A 22,780-nucleotide genomic window follows, 5' to 3' on the forward strand; every position below is an offset into this window, starting at 1 on the left:
GCTTGCCGACCAACTGAGGTGGACCCGCTTGGTGAGACAGTTTGGCGGCCTGGCTAAGGTGGATCGGGTTCGTTTCTACGCCGCCAATTGCTCCGTCATTTCCGCCATAGCATGGACTTCGTCGGGCGTCCTGCCGGCGAAGGTCGAGTGCGGGCGTCGCCGGTTGTAATAGTCTATCCAGGAGCCGATGCCGCAGCGGGCTTGGCTTCCCGTTTCGAATGTGCTGAGGAAGACGCACTCATATTTGAGGCTGCGCCACAGTCGTTCGATGAAGACGTTGTCCATCCAGCGGCCGCGCCCGTCCATGGAGATGCGGATGCCGGCATCCTTCAGCGTCGTCGTGAAGGCGAAGCTAGTGAACTGCGAGCCTTGGTCGGTGTTGAAGATGTCGGGCCTGCCATGGCAGGCGATCGCCTCTTCGAGAGCGGCAACACAGAAGTCGGCATCCATCGTGTTCGACAACCGCCAGGCCAGGACCTTGCGGCTGAACCAGTCCATGATGGCCACGAGGTAAAGGAAGCCGCGCCGCATCGGGATATAGGTCACATCGGCACACCAAACGTGATCCGGCCGCTCGATCGCCAGGTGCCGCAGCAGGTAGGGATAGATGCGATGCTGCGGATGCGGCTCGCTGGTTCTCGGCGCCTGGTAGATCGGCGACAGACCGATCTTGCGCATCAGCCGCCGGACCCGCTTGCGACCCACGCACCAGCCCTGACGCCGCAGATGCCGGGCCATCTGCCGGGAGCCATACCAGGGCGTCTCCATGAAGGCCTCGTCGATGGTGCGCATCAGTTCGAGGTTCTCGGGCGTCTCGCCGGCGGGCTGTCGGTAGAACGACGCCCGCGAGATCGAGACCAGTTCGCACTGGCGGCGGATCGAGAGCCGGTTGTGATCGGGGTCAATCATCATTCTCCTCCGATCCAGGCTCAGCGATCGAAGGCCTTGGCCAAAAAATCCCGCTCAACGACAAGCTGGCCAATCTTGGCGTGCAGCTTGGTCACCTCGGCTTCCCGGCCGACCTGCGCATCAGCAGCCTTGTCGTCGAACGTCTTGGCCAGGTTCTCGATGGCCTGCCGTTTCCACTGCGTAATCTGGTTCGGATGAAGCTGGTGCTTTGTCGCCAGTTCCGAAATCGTCCGCTCGCCACGGATCGCCTCAAGCGCAACCTTGGCCTTGAACTCAGCCGTAAATCGTCTGCGTGTCTTCATACCGGATCGTCCTTTTCATCGGGCGATCCACCTTATGCCCCTGTCTCAGAAACCGGCACCACCTCAAACCACCGAAAGCTAACCAAGCCGTTGGTAACGATGAGATTGTTGCTGCTCGTATAGTCGCGCGAGTGAGCGGCCTCACAATAAGAATCTGGGCAGACGAACATCCGCCTCCCCATTTCCACGTCAGCTATCAAGGTCAAGATGCAAGCTTCTCGATCATCGACTGTTCTCGGTTAACAGGCAGCAACGGATTGGAGCGATACGAACGAACGATTCGCGAATGGTGGAGAGACAACACCGTTGAGTTGATCGAAAGCTGGAACGCCTCACGCCCCACTCATTGTCCGGTGGGACCGGTGCAACTTGCTGGGGTGAAGGACTCATTGAGGAGTTCTTCGACAGCTAATATGAGCGATCTCGAAAGAGAAATGGAAAACCTGTTAAAGAAATTAAGATTAGGGTCTGGCTCATGATTGTGAACACACAACTCGTTTCACCAAAGTAGCAAACTCAACTCAGTTCCCTATCCGACAATCCCAGCATCAGCCGCATGTTCTGCACCGCCGCGCCGGATGCGCCCTTGCCCAGATTGTCGAGCCGCGCGACCAGCACGGCCTGCCGGTGCCTGTCGGTGGCGAAGACATGCAGTTCGAGCTTGTTGCTCCCATTCAGCGCTTCGGGTTCGATCCGCCCGCTTTTCGCAGCAGTATCGTCGAGCGGCATCACCGAGACATAGGTGCTGCCCGCGTAACGCTTCGCCAGCGCCGCATGAAGCGTCGCGCCGTCGGGTTGCCCCGGCAGCGTATCCAGATGCAGCGGGATCGAGACCAGCATGCCCTGCCGATAGTCGCCGACCGATGGCGCGAAGATCGGCCGCCGTGTCAGGTTCGCGTATTTCTGCGTTTCCGGCAGGTGCTTGTGCTCGAAGCCAAGTCCGTAAAGCTCGAATGCCGGCGCGGTCCCCTTCTCGAAACTTTCGATCATGGACTTGCCGCCGCCGGAATAGCCGCTCACCGCGTTGATGGTGACGGGATAATCCGGCGGGATTAAACCGGCATCGGTCAGCGGCCGCAGCAGGGCGATCGATCCGGTCGGGTAGCAGCCGGGATTCGCGACCTTGCGCGCCGCCTTGATCCTGCCCGCCTGATCCGGCGTCAGCTCCGGAAAACCGTAGGTCCAGTCCGGCGCGACGCGGAACGCCGTCGAGGCGTCCAGCACTTTCGGCGCGTCAGCACCCAGGCCGTCGATCAGGGCGACGGTTTCCTTCGCCGCATCGTCGGGCAGACAGAGGATCACCAGATCGACTTCCGCCATGAGCGCGCGCTTGGCGGCCGGATCCTTTCGCTTGTCGTCGGAAAGGCTTTTGACGACGACATCGCCCTGCCGATCGAGCCGCTGGCGGATTTCGAGACCGGTCGTTCCCGACGCGCCGTCGACGAACACTGTCGGCTTGCCCGCCGTGTCGTCGCTTGAAGAAGCGCCTGTCATCGTGGTGTCTGCGCTGGTCATGACTTCATCCTGTAGCGTTTTCGCAGCGCTGATCAAGTCGCTCGCCAGAGCCATTGAACGAACTGCGAGGTCAGGTCGCCAAAAAACAGCAGCACGGCCGACCAGATCAGTGCGGAGGTCCAGTTGGCGAACTGAAATCGCAAGGACGGCATTTCAAAGATGCCCGCGGCAAGCGGCACGGTGGCGCGTAGCGGTCCGAAGAACCTCCCGATATAGATCGATGGAACGCCCCATTTCTCGACGAAGGCGATGCCTCGCGGCAAGAGGCCCGGATGCCGCGACAACGGCCAGATCGAGGCGACCTGATCCTTGAAGGTGAAGCCGATCCAATAGGACAGCCAGTCGCCGAGCGCCGCGCCGATCGCCCCGGCCAGCCACACCGGCCAGAAATTGATCTGTCCCGGTCCCAACATCGCTCCGATCGCCACAAGTATCCCCCAGGCCGGGATCAGCAGCGAGATGAAGGCGATCGACTCGCCGAAGGCAAGCAGCAGCACGATGGGGGCGGCCCAAACCTGATGGTCGCGCACGAAGTCGACCAGGCTGCGTGCGAAATCTTCCATTCCCAAACGCCTCTCATCGGATTTTCGGCGGCGATGAAACTTCTTTCGCCGCCCGTCCCTCGCAGGTAAGCCACCCCAGCCCGGGGACTTCAAGTCACAAAGACGCGGACGGCACGAAACCACCGTGGCATAGTCGGCGCAGCCGATTCGCTCGCACGCAGCCGTATGCAATATCTAAGTAATTATGGTCAAATCACTGAAACCGAACATTAAAAAGAAGCAGGCTGACGATCTTTTCGCAGCTTCGGAAATCAAGGGCCGGTCCTCCGCCCGGGCCCCGGGCCGTGCATCGGGAGCCGAGGCGGACTATACCGCCGCCGACATCGAGGTGCTTGAGGGACTTGAGCCGGTCCGCCGCCGCCCCGGAATGTACATCGGCGGCACCGACGAGAAGGCGCTCCATCATCTGTTCGCCGAGGTGATCGACAACGCCATGGACGAGGCGCTGGCCGGCCACGCCACTTTCATCGTGGTGGAACTTGCCGCTGACGGCTTCCTCACGGTCACCGACAACGGGCGCGGCATCCCGGTCGATCCGCACCCGAAATTCCCGAAGAAATCGGCGCTTGAAGTCATCATGTGCACGCTTCATTCGGGCGGCAAGTTCGACTCCAAGGTGTATGAAACCTCAGGCGGCCTGCATGGCGTCGGCGTTTCCGTGGTCAACGCGCTCTCCTCGCACCTTGAGGTGGAAGTGGCGCGCAGCCAGAACCTCTACAGGATGACCTTCGAGCGCGGACACCCCAAGGGCAGGCTGGAGGACCTCGGCAGGATCGCCAACCGCCGCGGCACCACCATCCGTTTCAGGCCGGACACCGAGATTTTTGGTGCGAAGGCGGCGTTCAAGCCGCAGCGCCTGTTCAAGATGACGCGCTCCAAGGCGTATCTGTTCGGCGGCGTCGAAATCCGCTGGCGGTGCGCGCCGGAGTTGCTCAAGGGCCTTGAGGACATCCCCCCGGAAGCGACGTTCCACTTCCCCGGCGGCCTGAAAGACTATCTCGCCGCGGCGATTCACAAGGACACGCTGGTCCATCCGGACATCTTCTCGGGCAGATCGGGCCGCAACGGCGCGCACGGCGCCTGCGAATGGGCGGTGGCATGGACGGCGGATGCCGACGGCTTCCTGTCTTCCTACTGCAACACCGTGCCGACTCCCGATGGCGGCACCCATGAATCGGGTTTGCGCAGCGCGCTGCTGCGCGGGCTCAAGGATCATGCCGAGCGCGTCGGCCAGGGCAAGCGCGCGGGCAGCATCACGTCCGAGGATGTGATGGTGGGCGCCGCCGTGATGCTCAGCGTGTTCGTGCGCGAGCCTGAATTTCAGGGCCAGACCAAGGACCGTCTCGCCACCGCCGAGGCCTCGCGGATCGTCGAGCAGTCGATCAAGGACCCGTTCGATCATTGGCTGTCCGGCAATCCGGCACAGGCCAACAGGCTGCTCGATTTCGTGATCGAGCGCGCGGACGAACGGCTGCGCCGCCGCGCCGAGAAGGAAACCTCGCGCAAGAGCGCCGTGAAGAAGCTGCGCCTGCCCGGCAAGCTTGCCGACTGCACCAACACCGCGACGGAAGGCTCTGAACTGTTCATCGTCGAAGGCGACTCGGCTGGCGGCAGCGCCAAGCAGGCGCGCGATCGCAAGACCCAGGCCGTGCTGCCTTTGCGCGGCAAAATCCTTAACGTCGTATCCGCAACGCGGGACAAGGTCACCGCCAACGCCCAGCTGGCGGACCTCATCCAGGCGCTGGGATGCGGCACCGGGACCAATTACCGCGAGGAGGATCTGCGCTATTCACGCGTCATCATCATGACCGACGCCGATGTCGATGGCGCCCATATCGCCTCGCTGCTGATTACGTTCTTCTACCGGCAGATGCCCCGCCTGATCGACGAGGGTCATCTTTACCTCGCGGTGCCTCCGCTTTATCGCCTCACCCACGGCAGCAAGACGGTCTACGCGCGCGACGACGCCCACAAGGATGCGCTGCTCAAGAGCGAGTTCAACGCCAACGCCAAGGTCGATGTCGGCCGATTCAAAGGGCTGGGCGAAATGATGCCGGCGCAGCTCAAGGAAACCACGATGGACCCGGCGAAGCGCACGATGCTGCGGGTCATGCTGCTCGCGGAAGATCGCGAGGATACGGCGGATTCGGTCGAGCGGTTGATGGGCACCAAGGCGGAGGCGCGCTTCGCCTTCATTTCGGACAAGGCTGTATTCGCCAGCGAGGATATGCTGGACGTTTAAACCCTCTCCTATCCCGAGCGTGCGCCTATCCCAAGCGTGCGTCTATCTGAAGCATGCGCCAAGTAGTTGACTGGATTCCAGCACCAGGTTGCGGTCATAATCACGGATGACTTCAACGGCAGGGAGGCTAGGACAATGGGTTCAACCGTGATTCCCGCAATGCGCTATCGCGATCCGCACAGAATGATCGACTGGCTGTGCGAGACTTTCGGCTTTGCCCGCAAAGCCGTCCATGACGACGGTAATGGCGGTGTCGCCCATGCCGAACTCACGCTGGGCGAGGGCATGATCATGCTGGGCTCGGCGCGCGATGACGATTTCGCCAAGGTTCAGAAGCCGGCCACGACCGATCACCTGGTGACTCAGAGCGCTTACATCGTGGTGCCGGATGCCGATGCCGTCTATGCCAGGGCCAAGGCCAACGGCGCAATCATTGTGCTTGAGATTTCCGACAAGGACTATGGAGGACGCGAATTCACCTGCCGCGATCCCGAGGGCCAGGTCTGGAGCTTCGGCACATATAGTCCGTGGATGCAGAGCAACTGAAGGTTGAGGGTCGGTCTGAATTCCCTCTGACTGGATGGTTACGATTGAACTTCCGACAATCCCGCCTCCTCTGAGCGAACATGCTCGGGCCGTACGCCGACGGCAATGAAGCGCGCGGTCAATCCTTGCAGGAACGGGACAGCATTGACGACACGCGCGAACAGTGGCGGCTTGAACGGGCCTTCGCCCGGCTTCAGCGCTGCGCTGACGATGTTGTTCTGAACCGTCACCTGCATGGCCTGCGTCATACGCATCGGGAATTCGCGGCGGCGTTGAACCTCGGCGAGATCGTTCTCGCTCACGCCGCCGCGCTTGAGCTTTCCCGCCAGATGATTGGCCGTCGCCACTGCATCCTGGATTGCGATGTTGACGCCGACGCCGCCGACCGGGGACATGGCGTGCGCGGCGTCGCCGATGCAGAGCAGTCCAGGGCGTGTCCATCGCTTGAGGCGATTGACGGCGACGGTGAGCAGCTTGACGTCGTCCCAGCTTTTGACGTCAGCGATGCCCGATTTCAGGATCGGTGCAAGCGAAACGACGTCGGAGCGAAACGATTCGAGGCCCCTCGCCTTCACGGCCTCATGCTGTCCCTTGGGAATGACATAGGCGCATTGCCAGTAGCTGCCGCGATCCAGCGTCACCATCATTTTCCCCGCCTCGATGCGGGCGAGGATGCTTTCCGTTTCGGTGGATTTGCCGGCGCGAAACCAGAGCACGTCCATCGGCGCGCCGATCTCTTCCACTTCGAGGCCCGCGCTCGCGCGGATGATGGAATGCCGGCCGTCGCAGGCGACCGTAAGATCGGCCATGATCTCGAAGGCGCCGCCGGAATCTTCCGCATGAACGCCGATCACCGTATCGCCGTCCTGAACAAGGCCCTTCGCCTCGGTCCCCATCATCAGCTTGAGATTCGGATATCGACGGCCCTTCTCGCGCAGAAAATTGAGGAAGTCCCACTGCGGCATGAAAGCGATGAACGGATATCTGGCGCCGGTCCGGCTGATGTCCCCGATCCGCAGCCGCCTCCCGCCGAAATGAGCGTCAAGCTTTTGCAGCTTGTCGTGCGGGACCTTCAGGAAATCGTCGATCAGGCCCAGTTCGTCCATCACCTGCATGGTCGAGGGATGCACGGTGTCTCCGCGGAAATCGCGGAAGAAATCCGCATGTTTTTCGAGCACGACAACGTCGACGCCGGTCCGCGCGAGCAGATAGCCGAGCATCATGCCTGCGGGCCCGCCGCCGACGATGCAGCAGCGCGTGGATATCGAACGTTGTTGGCGCGGGCTGGCTGCATCCATCGGTGAAGTCTTTCAAGTTGAAAAATCAGCGCCGGAAGCTCTTGATCTCCGATACGCTGCCGTCGCGATAGGTCAACTCAACGGATACGGTTTTCGTTGCAGGCGGCAACTTCAGATAGGGCGTGGCATTGCTCGGGATCGCCACGGGATCACGCGGATCACAGGGCGGCATCTTGAGCGTCCGATCCGGCACCGATGAGTCGATCCCGATTTTCACTTCGCGGATCGCGCAGCGATACGACATCAGGTGGGTGTAATAGACCAGCAGTCCGTTGAACTGCCGAAACGACAGCCAGCTTGTCGCGGTCATGTCGAGAATTTTCCGCTGATCGCGGATGAGCGCGGTTTCCGGATCGAACCGGATGGGAAACGGTCCCTTCATCTCGCCGTTGGCGTCGACATAGCGCATCTGAATTGTCGCGGCCGGCGCATCGGCGGAAAGTTCGATCGCAGGATTGGGCATCCGCTTGCGGGTTCGCTGGTCGAGCGTGTCGAGGAAGCCGGTTTCCTTGAATTCGTCGCTCTCATTTATGCGCCAGGAAATCCCGAGCGCGGGATCGGCGATCGAGAACACCACGGTCCAACCGCCATTGTGGCGGGAGAAATTCGCGATGGGCGCGTTGAGGGCTTCGTTCGACGGCGGTTTCAGCGGTGCGACAGGGGTCAGCGCCGCAATCTTCGGCGCTGGTTCGGTCGGAACCGGTTTCGGCTGCGCCGCCTTGGCCAGGCCGTTCAGGAAAACATCGTCGACCATCTGGTCGAAATAGACCGGCACCTGCTTGTGCCTTACCGTCTCGGCCATTTCGCTGACAATGCGGCGGGTTCGCTGCGCCACCCGCACCATGTTCTCTCCGGGTTGCAGCAACTCCTTGACGAAGATGCGGGTGAAAACCGAGTTCGGATTGCTGTCGTTATCCGACAGGCGATCGAGCGCGGTCTGGCGCGGCCCGGCTGAAAACACCGAGAACACGCCTTCCGGCAATTCAATCATCGGCGCCAGTCCCGCGCCGCCTGCGACCGCGCGGGTGCCCTTGCGTTCGAACGGATTGTTGCGACAGGCATCGAGCACCAGAATCGAGGTGCGGGCCTTCCTGTTCTGGAGCCGGTCGACGATGCGGTCGGCGAGGATCGAAGCGTCGCGCACCAGTTCCTCCTGCCCCTCGGTGGCGGCCGGAACGTCGGTCGGCAGCAGATAGTTTTGTCCCGCGATCTCGAAGCCGTGACCGGCGTAGAAGAAAAACGCGGTATCGCCCGCCTCGATCTGCCGATCGAAAGCCAGTAGCGTCCGGCTGAAGTCCTGGCGGTTCTGGTTCTCCGCGACCATCACGCTGAAGCCGAGTTGCCTCAGCGTGTCACCCATGGTCCGGGCGTCGTTGACGGCCTTCTGAAGTTTAGGAACGTTCCTGTAGTCGTTGTTTCCGATCACCAGCGCCACGCGCTTGGCTGCCAGCGCCGGACTTGCCAGCATCGCCAGCGCACACACGATTCCCGCTAGAGCGGTGCGTCCGACTGAAATTCCCCTCATCCCCAACCTTCTCGTCCGCAGGTCCGCGATAAATGCACGCGCAAATTGTCCTATGCCATAGTCGATATGCCGTGCGCCGTGGTTCATCCCAAACCGCGCGCCGAGCGGGTTCAGGGTGCGTTCCATTTACCTGAATTCAAACCGAAACGTCCGGATTTCTCAATGTTCCGGCTGTTTCTTACATTGACTTTGCGTATTTCGGCCCTATGTTTCGGCCTAACGCGGCCCGGATTCGAAAACGATTCAACGGTGAGCCGCCCGTCAGCGTAAGACAGACCCCCCTTCGCTTTATCAAGCACGCCGTTAAGGGGGCGAGCGCGACAGCCTTATATCCTCGATTCCGAACGGCGGTGTCGATCAGAGGCTCAATGTCTTTTTCCCATCTCGGTTTGTCCGACAAGGTTCTCGCCGCCGTTGCGGCCGCAGGTTATACCTCCCCCACTCCCATTCAGGACCAGGCCATACCCCATGTGCTGGCGCGCCGCGATGTTCTTGGCATCGCCCAGACCGGCACCGGCAAGACCGCCGCCTTCGTCCTGCCCATGCTGACGTTGCTGGAGAAAGGCCGTGCCCGGGCGCGAATGCCCCGTACGCTGATCCTGGAGCCGACACGCGAACTCGCGGCTCAGGTCAAGGAGCAGTTCGACAAGTACGGCGCCGGCCAGAAACTCAATGTGGCGCTCCTGATCGGCGGCGTTTCCTTCGGCGATCAGGATCTGAAGCTGACCCGCGGCGTCGATGTGCTGATCGCGACTCCGGGCCGCCTGCTTGATCACACCGAACGCGGCGGCCTGCTGCTCACCGGGGTCGAACTGCTGGTGATCGACGAAGCAGACCGGATGCTGGATATGGGTTTCATTCCCGATATCGAGCGCATCTGCAAGCTGGTGCCGTTCACGCGGCAAACCCTCTTCTTCACCGCGACGATGCCCAACGAGATCCGTCGCGTCACGGATTCTTTTCTGCATAATCCTGAAAGGATCGAGGTTGCCAGGCCGGCGACCACGGCGGCGACCGTGGCGCAATCGCAGGTCAGCTGCAGCCGCGAACCGCACGAGAAGCGTGAACTGCTGCGCCGCCTGCTGCGCGAAGCCAAGGAACTCAAGAACGCCATCATCTTCTGTAACCGCAAGCGCGACGTCGCCATCGTCTGCAAATCGCTCCAGAAACATGGCTTCAGTGTCGGCGCCCTTCACGGCGACATGGATCAGTCGGCGCGGACCGCGTCGCTCGATCAATTCCGCAAGGGTGAACTGCCGCTGCTTGTCGCTTCCGACGTGGCTGCCCGCGGGCTCGACATTCCTGAAGTCAGCCACGTCCTCAACTTCGATGTCCCTCATCATCCCGACGACTACGTGCATCGCATCGGCCGCACCGGCCGTGCCGGCCGTGCCGGCACCGCGATCACGATCGTCTGTCCCGCGGACTTCAAATCACTCGCAGCTATTGAGAAGCTGACCGGTCAGGCCATACCCCAGGCGGACCTTCCCGGCCATGATGCCGGCGCGAATGAAGCCATCGCGGAAGCTGGCGCTCCTGCCGCGACCGCGGAACGGCCTTCGCGGTCGCGTCCCGCACGCGACAAGGGCGGCGAGAGCTATGCGCGCGGCGGAAAGCGCGAAAGCCGTAAGCCGCGCCGTTCCGGCAGCGACCATCAGAGACACGAGGCTCCTGCCGTGGCGGCGTCAGCATCCATGGCCGCGCCGCCTCCCTCGATCGGACGCACGCTCGCGCCGCGCCGGGAGGCGGTCTCCGAGCCGGGGGACCACTCACATCTGCCGGCCTTTCTGCTTCGCCCAATCCGCGCCCGCGGCTGAGCCTTTCTTCGGCCGGCGCAGTTCTGCACCCGGCCCCCCACGGCCCACTGAAATACTGTTTACCGCGCGTAAACTCCCTGCTGCTAACTTCAATCGATATTTACGTTGATATTTGCCGTTTAGGACGACGATTGCGTGAATCGTCGCAGGGCCGCATCAGTGGTTGATCTGGACGAACATGAACGCACCATGGCGTTCGCCGAGGTGGCGCTCGGCCAGATCCGATCGCTGCGTCAAGCCGCGGTCCCCCGCAATTACGAAGTCTGGTATGTCTACGCCGCCGGATACAACTGCTCCCTCAACAGGATCATCAACGAGACGCTGGCGCGCAACGGCACGCTGAGCGAGGTCGATCTGGAGCAGATCTACGATACCTATCTTTCTCCAATCAGGACCACCGAATGCATCGACAAGGTCGGCGCGCGGGTGATCAACGAAATCGACGAGGTGATGCTCCTCATTACCGGCGCGCGCAGCATGACGGCCGGTTTCGGAGACAGCCTGAGGGAAGCCGCCAGGAAACTTGGCGGCGCGGGCAATCCTGCGCAGATCAAGTCGGTCATTGCGGCGCTGATGACATCAACCCTTGAGATGCAGGAAGCCAACAGGGTTCTGGAGGACCGGCTGGAACTCTCGAAGGTCGAGATCAACAACCTTCAGCACAGCCTTGAGGCCATCAGAGCGGAAAGCATGACGGATCCGCTCACCGGTCTCGGCAACCGAAAGTATTTCGATCGAGCCGTGGCCGATGCCGTGGCGCTGGCAACGAGCGAAGGCGAGCCGCTGTCGCTTCTGATGTTCGACATCGACCATTTCAAGTCGTTCAACGACAATTACGGACACCTGACCGGCGATCAGGTCCTGCGGCTGGTGGCGATGTCATTGAAGCAGAACATCAAGGGGCAGGACATCACCGCGCGTTACGGCGGTGAAGAATTCGCCGTCGTGCTGCCAAGCACCGCGCTGAACCAGGCGTTGACGGTCGCGGATCATATCCGTCGCGCCGTGATGGCCAAGGAACTGAAGAAAAAATCGACCGGCGAGATCCTGGGCCGCGTCACCATCTCGATCGGCGTCTCGATGCTTCGCCCCGGCGATACCCCGGACTCACTGATGGAGCGCGCCGATGCCTGCCTGTACGCAGCCAAGCGCAGCGGCCGCAACCGTGCGATTTGCGAGACCGATCCGGAATACTTCGCTGGCGCCGAGATTCGCGTAGCCTGACGCCCTTCCCTCGCCTGTATCGCTTGCGAGCGCAGCCTGTCTCGGCTCGACCCCGAGAGGTTGGTTCGCGTGAAGGCCACGCGTTAGACCAAATCGAACCAGCCGTCGTTTTAACCGTCGATCTTGGCGGGCGTAAGCTGCACGGATTCACCGCAGCCGCAGGCTGAAACCTGGTTCGGGTTGTTGAAGACGAACTGGGCCTGCATCTTTTCGGCCTTGTAGTCCATCTCGGTGCCGAGCAGATACAGCACCGCCTTGGGATCAACCAGAATCTTGACGCCCTTGTCTTCGACCACTTCGTCCGTCGGCCTGATATCGTGGGCGTATTCCACGGTGTAGGATTGACCCGCGCAGCCGCCGTTCTTGATGCCGACCCGAAGGCCGACGATTTCCGAATCCGCTCGCGCCGCGAGTTCCTTGACCCTGGTCGCGGCGGCGTCAGTCAGCCGCATGACCTGCGGACGAGGCCGGGGTTTCGGCTTGGCTGCTGGTGTACCTGGCGTCATGTCTGTCATCTGGTCAATCCTGACGGCAAATCAAGGCAAATCAAGCCCGATCATAGCATCGGAGCGGATAGAAATCGTCACCACATATTGAGAACGGCGCGCGCCTCATCGGTCATCCGGTCGGGGACCCACTGCGGTTCCCAAACGATGTTGACATTGACCACCCCGACGCCGGGAACGCTTGCGACAGCATTCTCCACCATGATCGGGAGCTCGGCCGCCGAAGGGCAGTTCGGCGTCGTCAGCGTCATCTCGACGTCGACGGCACGGTCCTCCTTAATATCAACTTTGTAGATCAGACCGAGTTCATAGATGTCCGCCGGAATTTCCGGGTCGAACACGGTCTTCAGCGCGGCCACGATGCCCGTGCCCATGCGCTCGGTTTCATCCGCGGACAGCGCGGAGCTGGTCTGCATGTGACAGGTCTTGTTTACAACCAGTTCGGCAGTGTCGCTCATGAGAACAACTCCCGGGCCTTGATCAGCGCCTGCGCCAGATGATCGATTTCCTCGCGCGTATTATACATGCCGAACGAAGTGCGGCAGGTCGCCGAAACATTGAAACGCTCTAAAAGCGGCATCACGCAATGCGTCCCGGCGCGAACCGCGATGCCGGCGCGGTCGATCACGGTCGCGACATCGTGGGGATGAGCGCCTTTCATTTCGAACGAGATCACCGGCCCCTTGTCGCGCGCGGTGCCGATGATGCGCAGCGAGTTGATCTCGCGCAGCCGCTCCTGCGCATAGGTCAGAAGATCGTGTTCGTGCGCCGCGATGCGTTCCTTCCCGATCGAATTGACGTAATCGATGGCGGCGCCAAGCCCGATCGATTCGACGATCGCGGGCGTGCCTGCCTCGAACTTGTGCGGGGGATCGCCGTAGGTGACCCAATCCTGCGCAACTTCACGGATCATCTCGCCGCCGCCGTTGAAGGGGCGCATCGAGACGAGATGATCATGCTTCGCATATAGCGCGCCGATACCGGTGGGCCCGTAGAGCTTGTGTCCGGTGAAGACGTAGAAGTCGCAGTCGATGTCCTGCACGTCGATCGCAAGATGCACCGCGGCCTGGCTGCCGTCCACCAGAACCGGGATGCCGCGCGCATGAGCCAGCTTCACCACGTCCTTGACAGGAACGAGCGTACCGAGCGCGTTCGACATCTGCGTGATGGCCACGAGCTTTGTCTTGGGCGTGAGCAGCTTCTCGAATTCCTCGATCAGGAAGTTGCCGTCGTCGTCGACGGGCGCCCACTTGATCACGGCGCCGTGGCGCTCGCGCAGGAAATGCCATGGAACGATGTTGGAATGATGCTCCATGATGGAGAGCACGATCTCGTCGCCCGCCTTGATGTTCGGCTCGCCCCATGACGATGCCACGAGGTTGATCGCCTCGCTGGCATTGCGCGTGAAGATAATCTCCTCGTCCCGTCCTGCGTTCAGAAACTGCGCGACCCGCGAGCGGCCGCCTTCATAGGCTTCGGTCGCGGCGTTGGCGAGATAATGCAGCCCACGATGGACGTTGGCGTACTCGGTCTTGTAGGCTTCCGCCATCCGGTCGAGCACGGCGTTCGGCTTCTGCGCCGAGGCGGCGTTGTCGAGATAGACCAGCGGTTTGCCGTAAACCTTCATCGCCAGCGCCGGAAAATCCTCGCGCACGCGCATGACATCATAGGAACCGTTGGCGACCGCCGGATGGGTCATTTTCTCTTTATCTCTCTTGTCATCATGCCTGGCCCCGCGCCGGACATCCACCTCTTTGGTTCTTCCCGGTCCCCTGCCCGCAAGACGTGAGCAGCCGGGTCATCCACGCCAGGACGCGCTGCGCGCTTTAGCCCGGTCGATCCCGAAAGCCCGTTCACCCTCGCGCCGCGAGCCACCGCTCGGCTGCGCCGATGACAACATCGCGCAAGCCATCATCAGCAACGGATTCGATCGCCTCGCCGACAAACGCTTGAATCAGAAGCGCCTGCGCCTCCTTTTCAGAAAGACCGCGGGCGCGCAGATAGAACAGCAGGCTATCGTCGAGTGCGCCGATCGTCGCGCCATGGCCACAGGAAACGTCATCGGCGAAAATCTCAAGCTCGGGCTTGTTGTCGGCTTCCGCGCCATCGGACAGCAGCAAGGCCCGCGTCATCATCCTGCCGTCGGTCTTCTGGGCATCCGGCCGCACGATGATCTTGCCCTGAAACACCGAGTGCGCCTGATCGTCGAGGACCGCGCGGAACACCTCGTTGCTGCTGCAATGCGGCACCGCATGATCCAGCACCAGCGTCGTATCGCCATGCTGGCGGCCGTTGAGCAGGTTGACGCCGTTCACGTCGGCGTGGGACTCCTCGCCGCTGAACTTGATGAAGCCTTGATATCGGCTCACCGCCGCGCCGCTCGTGAGATTGAGTGAGTTGAACCTTGATTTTGCGCCAAGCGTCACGATCGCCGTCGAGATGTTGGCGGCGTCCCTGGCATCTTCGACAAGGCGAACATGTTGCAGCCCGGCATCGTCGCCGATCCAGAGTACGACCGAGTCGTGAGCCTGATAGGCGGCGGCGCCCTCGGCCGCGACGAAGCTTTCGACCAGCGTGGCCTGTGCGCCGTTCGCCAGCCGCAGCAACGAACGCGTGAACGCCGCGGTGCTGGATTGAGTGGCGATATGGACGATATGCAGCGGCCTGGTCAGCTTCGCATTCTCCGCCACGTCGATGACAATGCCGTCCGTCGCCATCGCGGTATTCAGAGAGATCATCGTATCGGATGCCGCCGTGGTGGTCAGCAGATCGGCGCGAGCGGCAACGTCGTCGTTCTCCAGGATGTCACGCAGCGCCCGCACTTCGACGCCGGTCTCCGGCGTCTGATCGGATAGCTGCGGCGTGAATACGCCGTCCACCAACACCAGCTTGTACGCATCGCCAGCGCCATAGGCGGTGACGGCCTTGGCCGCGCGCGCCAACGCCGCCTGATCAGGCGCGGCGGCAAGCGGCGCGATCTCGCGCAACAGCGTGCGCAGGTCGGTGTATTTCCATTCTTCGATGCGCCGGTACGGCAAACCTCGCCGGGCGAAATCGTCGAACGCGGCCTGCCGCGCTTCACTCACCGGACCGGATCCCGGCAGACGGTCACGCGCCGCGGCGAACAGTTCCCTGGTCGCGCGTTCCGTAGCCGGTTTTACCAATGCAACATCCATGATCAAATCCGTTCAGATCACTCTCGGCGTGATCTCATCCGAAACCGAGGGCCGCTTTTCGAGTTACGCTTCCTCGAACTGTGCATAGCCGGATGCTTCGAGCTCCAGCGCCAAATCCTTGTTTCCGCTCTTCACGACGCGGCCCTTCGACATCACGTGCACGACATCGGGCACGATGTAGTTGAGCAGCCGCTGGTAGTGCGTGATGACGACCATGGCGCGATCCGATGATCGCAGCGCATTGACGCCGTCGGCAGCGACACGAAGAGCGTCGATGTCCAGTCCGGAATCCATTTCGTCGAGGATGCAGAGGCTCGGCTCGAACAGCGCCATCTGCAGCACTTCGTTGCGCTTCTTCTCGCCGCCAGAAAAGCCGACATTGATGCCCCGGCGCAGCATGTCCTGCGGAATATTCAGCGAGGCCGCGACTTCGCGCACCTTCTTCAGAAAATTCGGCGTCGAATATTCGCTCTCGCCGCGCGCCTTGCGCTGCGCGTTCAACGCGGTGCGCAGAAACGTCATGGTGGCGACGCCGGGGATTTCCACGGGATACTGAAAAGCGAGAAACACGCCTTTCGCCGCCCGCTCGTCGGGCTCCATCTCCAGCAGGTCCTCACCCTTGAACAGGATTTGACCGCCGGTGACTTCGTAGCCGGGCTTGCCCGCGATGACATGGCTGAGCGTCGATTTGCCGGAGCCGTTCGGCCCCATGATCGCGTGGACCTCGCCCTTGTTCACGGTCAGCGACAGGCCGTGAAGAATTTCACGTTCCTCGACACGGACCTGCAGGTCTTTGACTTCAAGCAACGGCATCGTAGATCCTTCGCTATCGTTACGTCATCGCGAGGAGCGCGCTCGTGCGGCGAAGCAATCCGGCGTTTCCATCGGTGGATCGCTTCGCCCGGCGCAAAGCCGGCACAACAGCCAGCTTTGTAGCGAGCTCGCGGTGACGTGGGTTAACCCACACTTCCTTCGAGCGAGATCGAGATCAGTTTCTGAGCCTCGACCGCGAACTCCATCGGCAACTGCTGCAGCACGTCTCTCACGAAGCCGTTGACGACGAGGCCCACCGCTTCTTCCTGCGACAGTCCGCGCTGGACGCAATAGAACAGCACGTCTTCCGAAATCTTCGAGGTCGTCGCCTCGTGCTCGAACAGCGCCGAGGTGTTCTTGGCCTCGATGTAAGGCACCGTGTGAGCGCCGCATTTGTCGCCGATCAGAAGTGAATCGCAGGCGGTGAAGTTGCGTGCGTTGGTCGCCTTGCGGTGCGCGGTGACGAGACCGCGATAGGTGTTCTGCGACTTTCCCGCCGAGATGCCCTTGGAGATGATCCGGCTCGTGGTGTTCTTGCCGAGATGCAGCATCTTGGTGCCGCTGTCGACCTGCTGATAGCCGTTGGAAATGGCGATCGAGTAGAACTCGCCGCGCGAGTTGTCGCCGCGCAGGATGCAGCTCGGATATTTCCAGGTGATGGCCGAGCCGGTCTCGACCTGGGTCCAGGAAATCTTCGAATTCGCGCCGCGGCAATCGCCGCGCTTGGTGACGAAATTGAAGATGCCGCCCTTGCCCTCGGAATTGCCGGGGTACCAGTTCTGCACCGTGGAATACTTGATCTCGGCGTCGTCGAGCGTGACCAATTCGACGACCGCGGCGTGCAACTGGTTCTCGTCACGCTGCGGCGCGGTGCAGCCTTCGAGATAGCTGACGTAGGAGCCCTTGTCGGCGATGATGAGCGTACGCTCGAACTGGCCGGTATTGCGCTCGTTGATGCGGAAATAGGTTGACAGCTCCATCGGACAGCGAACGCCGGGCGGGACGTAGACGAACGAGCCGTCGGAGAACACCGCCGAGTTCAGCGTCGCGAAGAAATTGTCGGAGGTCGGCACCACGCTGCCGAGATATTGCTTCACCAGTTCCGGATGCTGCTGGATCGCGTGCGAGATCGGCATGAAGATCACGCCTGCTTTCTTCAGCTCCTCCTGGAAAGTGGTCGCCACGGACACCGAGTCGAACACCGCGTCGACCGCGACCCTGCGTTCCCCCTCGGGGCGAACGACGCCTTCAAGGACCTCGACCTCGCGCAAGGGAATGCCGAGCTTCTCGTAGGTCTTCAGGATTTCCGGATCGATCTCGTCGAGCGAGGCGATCTCTTTCTTCGGCTTCGGCGCGGCGTAATAATAAAGATCCTGATAGTCGATCTTCGGATAGTCTACCCGCGCCCAGGTCGGCTCCTGCATGGTGAGCCAACGGCGGTAGGCTTCAAGCCTCCACTCGAGCATCCATGCGGGCTCGTTCTTTTTCGCGGAAATGAACCGGATGGTGTCTTCGGAGAGTCCCTTGGGGGCTTTCTCGGACTCGATGATGGTCTCGAATCCATACCGGTATTGATCGACGTCGATCTGGCGAACCCGATCGACCGTCTCTTGTACGGCTGCCATTCCTACCTCCGCTCGCGGTTTCAAGGACCACGGTGGATTGAAGTCTTCGTGCCTGCTCCGATTCCAAGGAAGAAACTGTCTTAGAATGGTTCAAGCCCTGTTTCGTTCCCCCTTAGTAGTGCACCTGAAAGCTTTCGCCAAGTCTTAATAGCCCGATCCACGTCTGCGTCCGTGGTCTCCCAGCCCAGCGAAAACCGTATCGCGCTCCTGGTCATTTCCGGGCCGTATCCCATAGCCGCCAGCACATGCGAGGCCTGCACTTTGCCTGACGAACACGCCGAACCCGATGAGACGGCCACCCCTTCAAGGTCGAATCTGACCACGGCCGTCTCCGCTTTCAAGGTGGGAACACCGAAAAGTGTCGTATTCGGCAGGCGCGAGACCTCCTGCGAGAAGATCACGCCGCCGCGCGTTTGTCTCAAGCCATCCTCCAGCAGATCGCGCAGGGCTTGAATCCGGGCCATTTCGGTGGCGCGGGTTGTTTCGGCCGCCCTCACGGCGGCCCCGAAGCCCGCGATGCCGGGTACATTCTCGGTTCCGGCCCGGCCGCCCCGTTCCTGGCCGCCTCCCCGCATCAAGGCCGCCGGATGGCTCCGGTTCTCCGCGAGGACCAATGCGCCCGTCCCTTTCGGGCCGCCGACCTTGTGCGCAGAAAGAGATAGAAAATCGACATTTAATCCTCTGATATCAATATGAATCTTTCCTGTGGCCTGGACCGCGTCGGCATGAAGCAGGCCGCCTGCCTCGTGAACCAGACGTGCGGCTTCGGCCACCGGCTGAATGGCGCCGGTTTCGTTGTTGGCGAGCATGATCGAAACCAGCGACGGAGGTTGCCGCACGAGCATCGCCCGCAAGGCGTCAAGATCGACCAATCCCGAGCGATCGACCGGCAGACGCGTGATCCGGTCCGGCGCAAATCGCCCTCCCGTCAGAACGGAGGCGTGCTCTATCGATGAAACAATAAGGTTTTCAATTGTTTGTTTTGAGTTTCCGTTAACTGGACTTAACGCCAGGGCGTTGGCTTCTGTTCCTCCTGACGTGAAGATCACGTTGCGCGGTTCGCCTCCCACGGCTTCCGCGACCATCACCCGCGCATCTTCGATCAGTCCCCGCCCTCGCCTGCCTTCCGCGTGGATGGACGACGGATTGCCGAAGAGATCCCAGGCCGCGGCCATTGCGGCGCGCGCCTCTTGCCGAAGCGGCGTGGTTGCGTTCCAGTCGAGATAAGTTCGTTCCTGCATGTGATTGCGACTATACGGCATTTTCGGCGGATGAGGTCACGGCGGCGCAAGATGCTTGCTTTTCGCCCCTCGCCCTATGCTAGAAGGCGGCGGTGTTCACCGGCACTTTCTGTTACCGCCATCGCGGCGGCCTGATCGCCCTCGTCGTCGAGCCACGGACAGAAACCGATCCTGTGAGCGGCCGATTTACCAAGGATTCCGATGCCTGAAGTCATTTTTACCGGTCCCGCTGGCCGTCTCGAAGGCCGCTATCATCCAGCGAAGCAGAAAAATGCCCCGATAGCGATGGTGCTGCATCCGCACCCGCAGTTTCGCGGCAGCATGAACCATCCGATCGTCTATCAGGTTTACTATGCTTTCGTGGCGCGCGGCTTTTCCGTGCTGCGTTTCAATTTTCGCGGCGTCGGCCGCAGCCAGGGCTCGTTCGACCACGGCACCGGCGAACTGTCGGACGCCGCGGCGGCGCTCGACTGGGCGCAGACCATCAACCCGGAGGCCCGCGCCTGCTGGGTCGCAGGGTTTTCGTTCGGCGCCTGGATCGGAATGCAGTTGCTGATGCGCCGGCCCGAGGTGGAAGGTTTCATCTCGATCGCGCCTGAGCCGAACCGCTACGATTTTTCGTTTCTGGCGCCGTGCCCGTCATCGGGGCTCATCGTCCACGGCGAGAAGGATATCGTCGCGCCCGCGAAGGATGTCACGACGCTGGTCGAGAAGCTAAAGACCCAGAAGGGGATTGTGATCGATCAGCAGATCATTCCGGGCGCGAACCACTTCTTCGAGGACAGGATGGAACCGTTGATGGAAACGGTCACCAGCTATCTCGATATGAGGCTCGCCAACATCCGATAGCAAAATCGCGTGTGGGGCGGCACAATATCGTAAGCCACAGCATCGCGAATGGTTCAGGGCCGCGCGACCACCCCGCCGGTTATCGGCACCGGCACCCCGGTGGTCGCGGGATAGCTCAAGGGCAAGCCTTTCAGGCCACGCGCCGCAAGATAGCCGAAGGCTTGCGCCTCCATCGCGTCAATCGACCAGCCGAGCGCATCGGCCCGCTCGACAGCCGCGGGGGCGACCTTCTCCCGCAGCATCTCGATCATGATCGGGTTGCGGGCTCCGCCGCCTGCGACGATCCATCTTTCCGGCGCCTTCGGCAGCAGCGGAACGATCCGCGCGATGGCGGCCGCGGTAAACGCCGTCAGGGTGGCGGCGCCATCGGCTCGCGGCATGTCGGGCAGGACGAGAGAGGCAAAATCGTTGCGGTCGAGAGATTTGGGTGGCGGCAGCGCGAAAAACGGATGCTTCAAGGCGCTCGCGATCCAGTCCGCGTCGGAACGGCCCTGCTCCGCCAGTCTTCCATCGCGGTCGAATGGTTCGCCCGTCGTGCGAAGCATGAAATCATCGAGCAGCGCATTGCCGGGTCCGGTATCGCAGGCAATCAAGGTGTCGGCGCCGTCGATATAGGTGATATTGGAGACGCCGCCGATATTGACGACGCAGGTGGGACCGCCATGACCGAGCGACTGCGCCAGCGCGCGATGATAGGCGGGAACGAACGGCGCGCCCTGCCCGCCGGCGGCGACGTCGGCCGCGCGGAAATCATGCATCACCGGAATGCGGATCGCCTTGGCCAGCGCCACGGCGTCGCCGATCTGCACGGTCAACCGCTGCGCCGGCCGATGCAGAACCGTCTGGCCGTGAAAGCCGACGATATCGATATCCTCGCGCCTGATGCCGTTCCGCGCGACGAAGGCCGTAACGGCGTCGGTGTGCGCCATGGTCACGGCGCGCTCGGCCTCACCGATCACGCCCGGCCGTGCGTCGCGCCGCGTCAGATTGACCGCCTCCGCGAGCGCCTCCCGCAACAGGCCGCGCTCGTCGTCGCTGTAAGGGCGATAGCCTGTCGGCCCGAACGCCGTCACGCGCTCACCGTCGGTTTCGATCAAGGCGACATCAACGCCGTCAAGCGAGGTGCCGCTCATCATGCCGATCGCCGTCATCATCGCCCCGTGGTCTCCAGTGTCTGGCTTGTGCCGAAGGCGCGCTTCTTATAATGGCAAACACCTGACACGCAGTATAACCGGGCGGCGGCTGACAGCTATCCTGTGCCGAATAGTCTGCGCGTTCAGTTGAAAAAGAGATTAGAGTTATAGTGCCATGGTCGCATTCAAGTCCGATTTTCTCAACACGCTTCAGGAACGGGGCTTCATCCACCAATGCTCCGATTTCGAAGGACTTGATGCGCTGGCGTCCAAAAATCAGGTGACGGCCTATACCGGCTATGACTGCACCGCGCCGTCGCTGCATGTCGGGCATCTGCTCTCGATCATGATGATGCACTGGCTGCAACAGACCGGAAACAAGCCGATCGCCCTGATGGGTGGCGGCACCACGCGCGTGGGCGATCCGTCGGGCCGCGACGAAACGCGCAAAATTCTGAGCTACGACCAGATCGACGCCAACAAGGAGTCGATCAAGGGCACGTTTTCGAAGTTCCTCGTTTTCGGCGATGGCAGGAACGACGCCATCATGACCGACAACGCTGAATGGCTCACCCGGCTCAACTACATCGAGATGCTGCGCGACGTCGGCCGGCATTTTTCCATCAACCGCATGCTCACGATGGACAGCGTGAAGATGCGTCTTGAGCGTGAGCAGGAGCTTTCGTTCATCGAGTTCAATTACATGATCCTGCAGTCCTACGATTTCGTGGAACTGGCGCGCCGCCACGGCTGCAATTTGCAGATGGGCGGTTCGGATCAGTGGGGCAACATCGTCAACGGCGTCGATCTCGGCCGCCGCATGGGGACGCATCAGCTTTACGCGCTGACCTGCCCGCTGCTCACGACATCGTCGGGCGCCAAGATGGGCAAGACCGCGGCGGGCGCGGTCTGGCTCAACGCCGCCATGCTGCCGGTCTATGATTACTGGCAGTACTGGCGCAACGTCGAGGACGCCGACGTCGGCAGATTCCTCAAACTGTTCACGATCCTGCCGATGGACGAGATCGCGAAGCTGGCCGCATTGCAGGGTGCCGAGATCAATGAGGCCAAGAAGGTGCTCGCGACGGAGGCGACCGCGCTTCTGCATGGTCGCGACGAAGCCGAGAAAGCCGCCGACACCGCGCGCACAACGTTCGAGCAAGGCGCTATTTCCGAGAGTCTTCCCACGCTGGATATCCCGCGGAGCGAGCTTGAGAGCGGCGCAGGCGTGCTCGCGCTGTTCGTGAAGGCGGGTCTTGTCGCCTCCAACGGCGAAGCGCGTCGCCAGATCAAGGGCGGCGGCCTTCGCGTCAACGATGTCGCCGTCGCCGACGACAAGATGGTGCTGACACCGGATCATCTCACGCCCGAAGGCGTGATCAAGCTTTCAATGGGCAAGAAACGCCACGTCCTGCTGCGGCCCGCATAGCACGTCGCGTTTCCTTCACGCGAACTGGTTTCCACTTCGCGGGAAAACGCTCCAGTTAGTTGATTGA

General features: G+C 61.7%; 20 protein-coding genes. 7 read left to right on the forward strand and 13 right to left on the reverse strand.

From position 1 onward, the window contains the following. Positions 1-75 precede the first annotated feature (75 nt). Positions 76-1,211, reverse strand: a protein-coding gene (locus ACMYR2_RS09400) for an IS3 family transposase (RefSeq protein WP_416192834.1) whose coding sequence is annotated in 2 segments (ribosomal slippage) — positions 76-941 and positions 941-1,211 — 1,137 coding nt in all. Because the reading frame shifts where the segments join, the coding sequence is not laid out codon by codon here. A gap of 131 nt (positions 1,212-1,342) precedes the next feature. Here ACMYR2_RS09400 and ACMYR2_RS09405 point away from each other — a divergent pair. After that, on the forward strand, positions 1,343-1,690 hold the full coding sequence (locus tag ACMYR2_RS09405) for a DUF4160 domain-containing protein (RefSeq protein WP_416192835.1): 348 nt from the start codon (positions 1,343-1,345) through the stop codon (positions 1,688-1,690). Positions 1,691-1,727: 37 nt separating this feature from the next. Here the strand turns inward: ACMYR2_RS09405 and argC are convergent, their stop codons facing one another. Then, positions 1,728-2,726, reverse strand: a complete 999-nt coding sequence (argC, locus tag ACMYR2_RS09410; protein ID WP_416192836.1) for an N-acetyl-gamma-glutamyl-phosphate reductase — start codon at positions 2,724-2,726, stop codon at positions 1,728-1,730. Positions 2,727-2,758: 32 nt separating this feature from the next. After that, positions 2,759-3,289 carry a DedA family protein gene (locus ACMYR2_RS09415; RefSeq protein ID WP_347264258.1) on the reverse strand — a complete coding sequence of 177 codons (531 nt, stop codon included), beginning with the start codon at positions 3,287-3,289 and terminating at the stop codon, positions 2,759-2,761. A gap of 184 nt (positions 3,290-3,473) precedes the next feature. On the opposite strand from ACMYR2_RS09415, the gene parE reads away from it, so the two are divergent. Together parE and ACMYR2_RS09425 are read left to right on the forward strand one after the other, a co-directional pair. Further along, positions 3,474-5,531: a DNA topoisomerase IV subunit B gene (parE, locus tag ACMYR2_RS09420; protein ID WP_347264257.1), complete on the forward strand. Its 2,058-nt coding sequence runs from the start codon at positions 3,474-3,476 to the stop codon at positions 5,529-5,531. A gap of 135 nt (positions 5,532-5,666) precedes the next feature. Continuing rightward, complete coding sequence (locus tag ACMYR2_RS09425; protein ID WP_347264256.1) at positions 5,667-6,077, forward strand: VOC family protein; 411 nt, start codon at positions 5,667-5,669, stop codon at positions 6,075-6,077. Between the two features lie 38 nt (positions 6,078-6,115). On the opposite strand, the gene ACMYR2_RS09430 is transcribed toward ACMYR2_RS09425, so the two are convergent. Both ACMYR2_RS09430 and ACMYR2_RS09435 read right to left on the reverse strand, forming a co-directional pair. Beyond that, the gene (locus tag ACMYR2_RS09430) at positions 6,116-7,375 is read right to left on the reverse strand and encodes an FAD-dependent oxidoreductase (protein ID WP_347264255.1); all 1,260 of its coding nucleotides are present in this window, start codon (positions 7,373-7,375) and stop codon (positions 6,116-6,118) included. Positions 7,376-7,400: 25 nt separating this feature from the next. Next, positions 7,401-8,900, reverse strand: a complete 1,500-nt coding sequence (locus tag ACMYR2_RS09435) for a caspase family protein (protein ID WP_347264254.1) — start codon at positions 8,898-8,900, stop codon at positions 7,401-7,403. A gap of 368 nt (positions 8,901-9,268) precedes the next feature. On the opposite strand from ACMYR2_RS09435, the gene ACMYR2_RS09440 reads away from it, so the two are divergent. Both ACMYR2_RS09440 and ACMYR2_RS09445 read left to right on the forward strand, forming a co-directional pair. Further along, complete coding sequence (locus tag ACMYR2_RS09440; protein ID WP_347264253.1) at positions 9,269-10,717, forward strand: DEAD/DEAH box helicase; 1,449 nt, start codon at positions 9,269-9,271, stop codon at positions 10,715-10,717. 189 nt (positions 10,718-10,906) lie between these two features. Then, on the forward strand, positions 10,907-11,941 hold the full coding sequence (locus ACMYR2_RS09445) for a GGDEF domain-containing protein (RefSeq protein ID WP_416194082.1): 1,035 nt from the start codon (positions 10,907-10,909) through the stop codon (positions 11,939-11,941). 110 nt (positions 11,942-12,051) lie between these two features. Here ACMYR2_RS09445 and ACMYR2_RS09450 read toward each other — a convergent pair whose 3' ends face one another. The 7 genes from ACMYR2_RS09450 to ACMYR2_RS09480 all read right to left on the reverse strand — a co-directional run bounded on the left by ACMYR2_RS09450 (position 12,052) and on the right by ACMYR2_RS09480 (position 19,302). After that, positions 12,052-12,456, reverse strand: coding sequence for an iron-sulfur cluster assembly accessory protein (locus tag ACMYR2_RS09450; RefSeq protein WP_347264252.1), 405 nt, complete (start codon positions 12,454-12,456; stop codon positions 12,052-12,054). Between the two features lie 68 nt (positions 12,457-12,524). After that, positions 12,525-12,905, reverse strand: coding sequence for an iron-sulfur cluster assembly protein (locus ACMYR2_RS09455; protein WP_347264251.1), 381 nt, complete (start codon positions 12,903-12,905; stop codon positions 12,525-12,527). Beyond that, on the reverse strand, positions 12,902-14,146 hold the full coding sequence (locus ACMYR2_RS09460) for a cysteine desulfurase (RefSeq protein WP_347264250.1): 1,245 nt from the start codon (positions 14,144-14,146) through the stop codon (positions 12,902-12,904). The genes ACMYR2_RS09455 and ACMYR2_RS09460 overlap by 4 nt, the downstream gene beginning before the upstream one ends. A gap of 154 nt (positions 14,147-14,300) precedes the next feature. Beyond that, positions 14,301-15,623 carry a Fe-S cluster assembly protein SufD gene (sufD, locus tag ACMYR2_RS09465; RefSeq protein WP_347264249.1) on the reverse strand — a complete coding sequence of 441 codons (1,323 nt, stop codon included), beginning with the start codon at positions 15,621-15,623 and terminating at the stop codon, positions 14,301-14,303. 63 nt (positions 15,624-15,686) lie between these two features. Next, positions 15,687-16,436, reverse strand: a complete 750-nt coding sequence (gene sufC, locus ACMYR2_RS09470) for a Fe-S cluster assembly ATPase SufC (protein ID WP_347264248.1) — start codon at positions 16,434-16,436, stop codon at positions 15,687-15,689. Positions 16,437-16,579: 143 nt separating this feature from the next. Continuing rightward, a complete protein-coding gene (gene sufB, locus ACMYR2_RS09475) occupies positions 16,580-18,061 on the reverse strand; it encodes a Fe-S cluster assembly protein SufB (protein ID WP_347264247.1) in 1,482 nt (493 codons plus the stop codon). 80 nt (positions 18,062-18,141) lie between these two features. Further along, positions 18,142-19,302, reverse strand: coding sequence for a cysteine desulfurase family protein (locus ACMYR2_RS09480; RefSeq protein ID WP_347264246.1), 1,161 nt, complete (start codon positions 19,300-19,302; stop codon positions 18,142-18,144). Between the two features lie 201 nt (positions 19,303-19,503). On the opposite strand from ACMYR2_RS09480, the gene ACMYR2_RS09485 reads away from it, so the two are divergent. Beyond that, positions 19,504-20,151 (forward strand): alpha/beta hydrolase, encoded by a 648-nt coding sequence (locus ACMYR2_RS09485; RefSeq protein WP_347263422.1) that lies wholly within the window; start codon positions 19,504-19,506, stop codon positions 20,149-20,151. Positions 20,152-20,204: 53 nt separating this feature from the next. On the opposite strand, the gene ACMYR2_RS09490 is transcribed toward ACMYR2_RS09485, so the two are convergent. Further along, positions 20,205-21,305, reverse strand: a complete 1,101-nt coding sequence (locus ACMYR2_RS09490) for an anhydro-N-acetylmuramic acid kinase (protein ID WP_347263419.1) — start codon at positions 21,303-21,305, stop codon at positions 20,205-20,207. 154 nt (positions 21,306-21,459) lie between these two features. On the opposite strand from ACMYR2_RS09490, the gene tyrS reads away from it, so the two are divergent. Then, entirely contained in the window at positions 21,460-22,713 is a 1,254-nt protein-coding gene (tyrS, locus tag ACMYR2_RS09495; RefSeq protein WP_347263418.1) for a tyrosine--tRNA ligase, read from the forward strand. Positions 22,714-22,780: the final 67 nt, after the last annotated feature.

Origin of the sequence: Nitrobacter sp. TKz-YC01 (genome assembly GCF_047824785.1) — a bacterium.
Classification (GTDB): Bacteria; Pseudomonadota; Alphaproteobacteria; order Rhizobiales; family Xanthobacteraceae; genus Nitrobacter.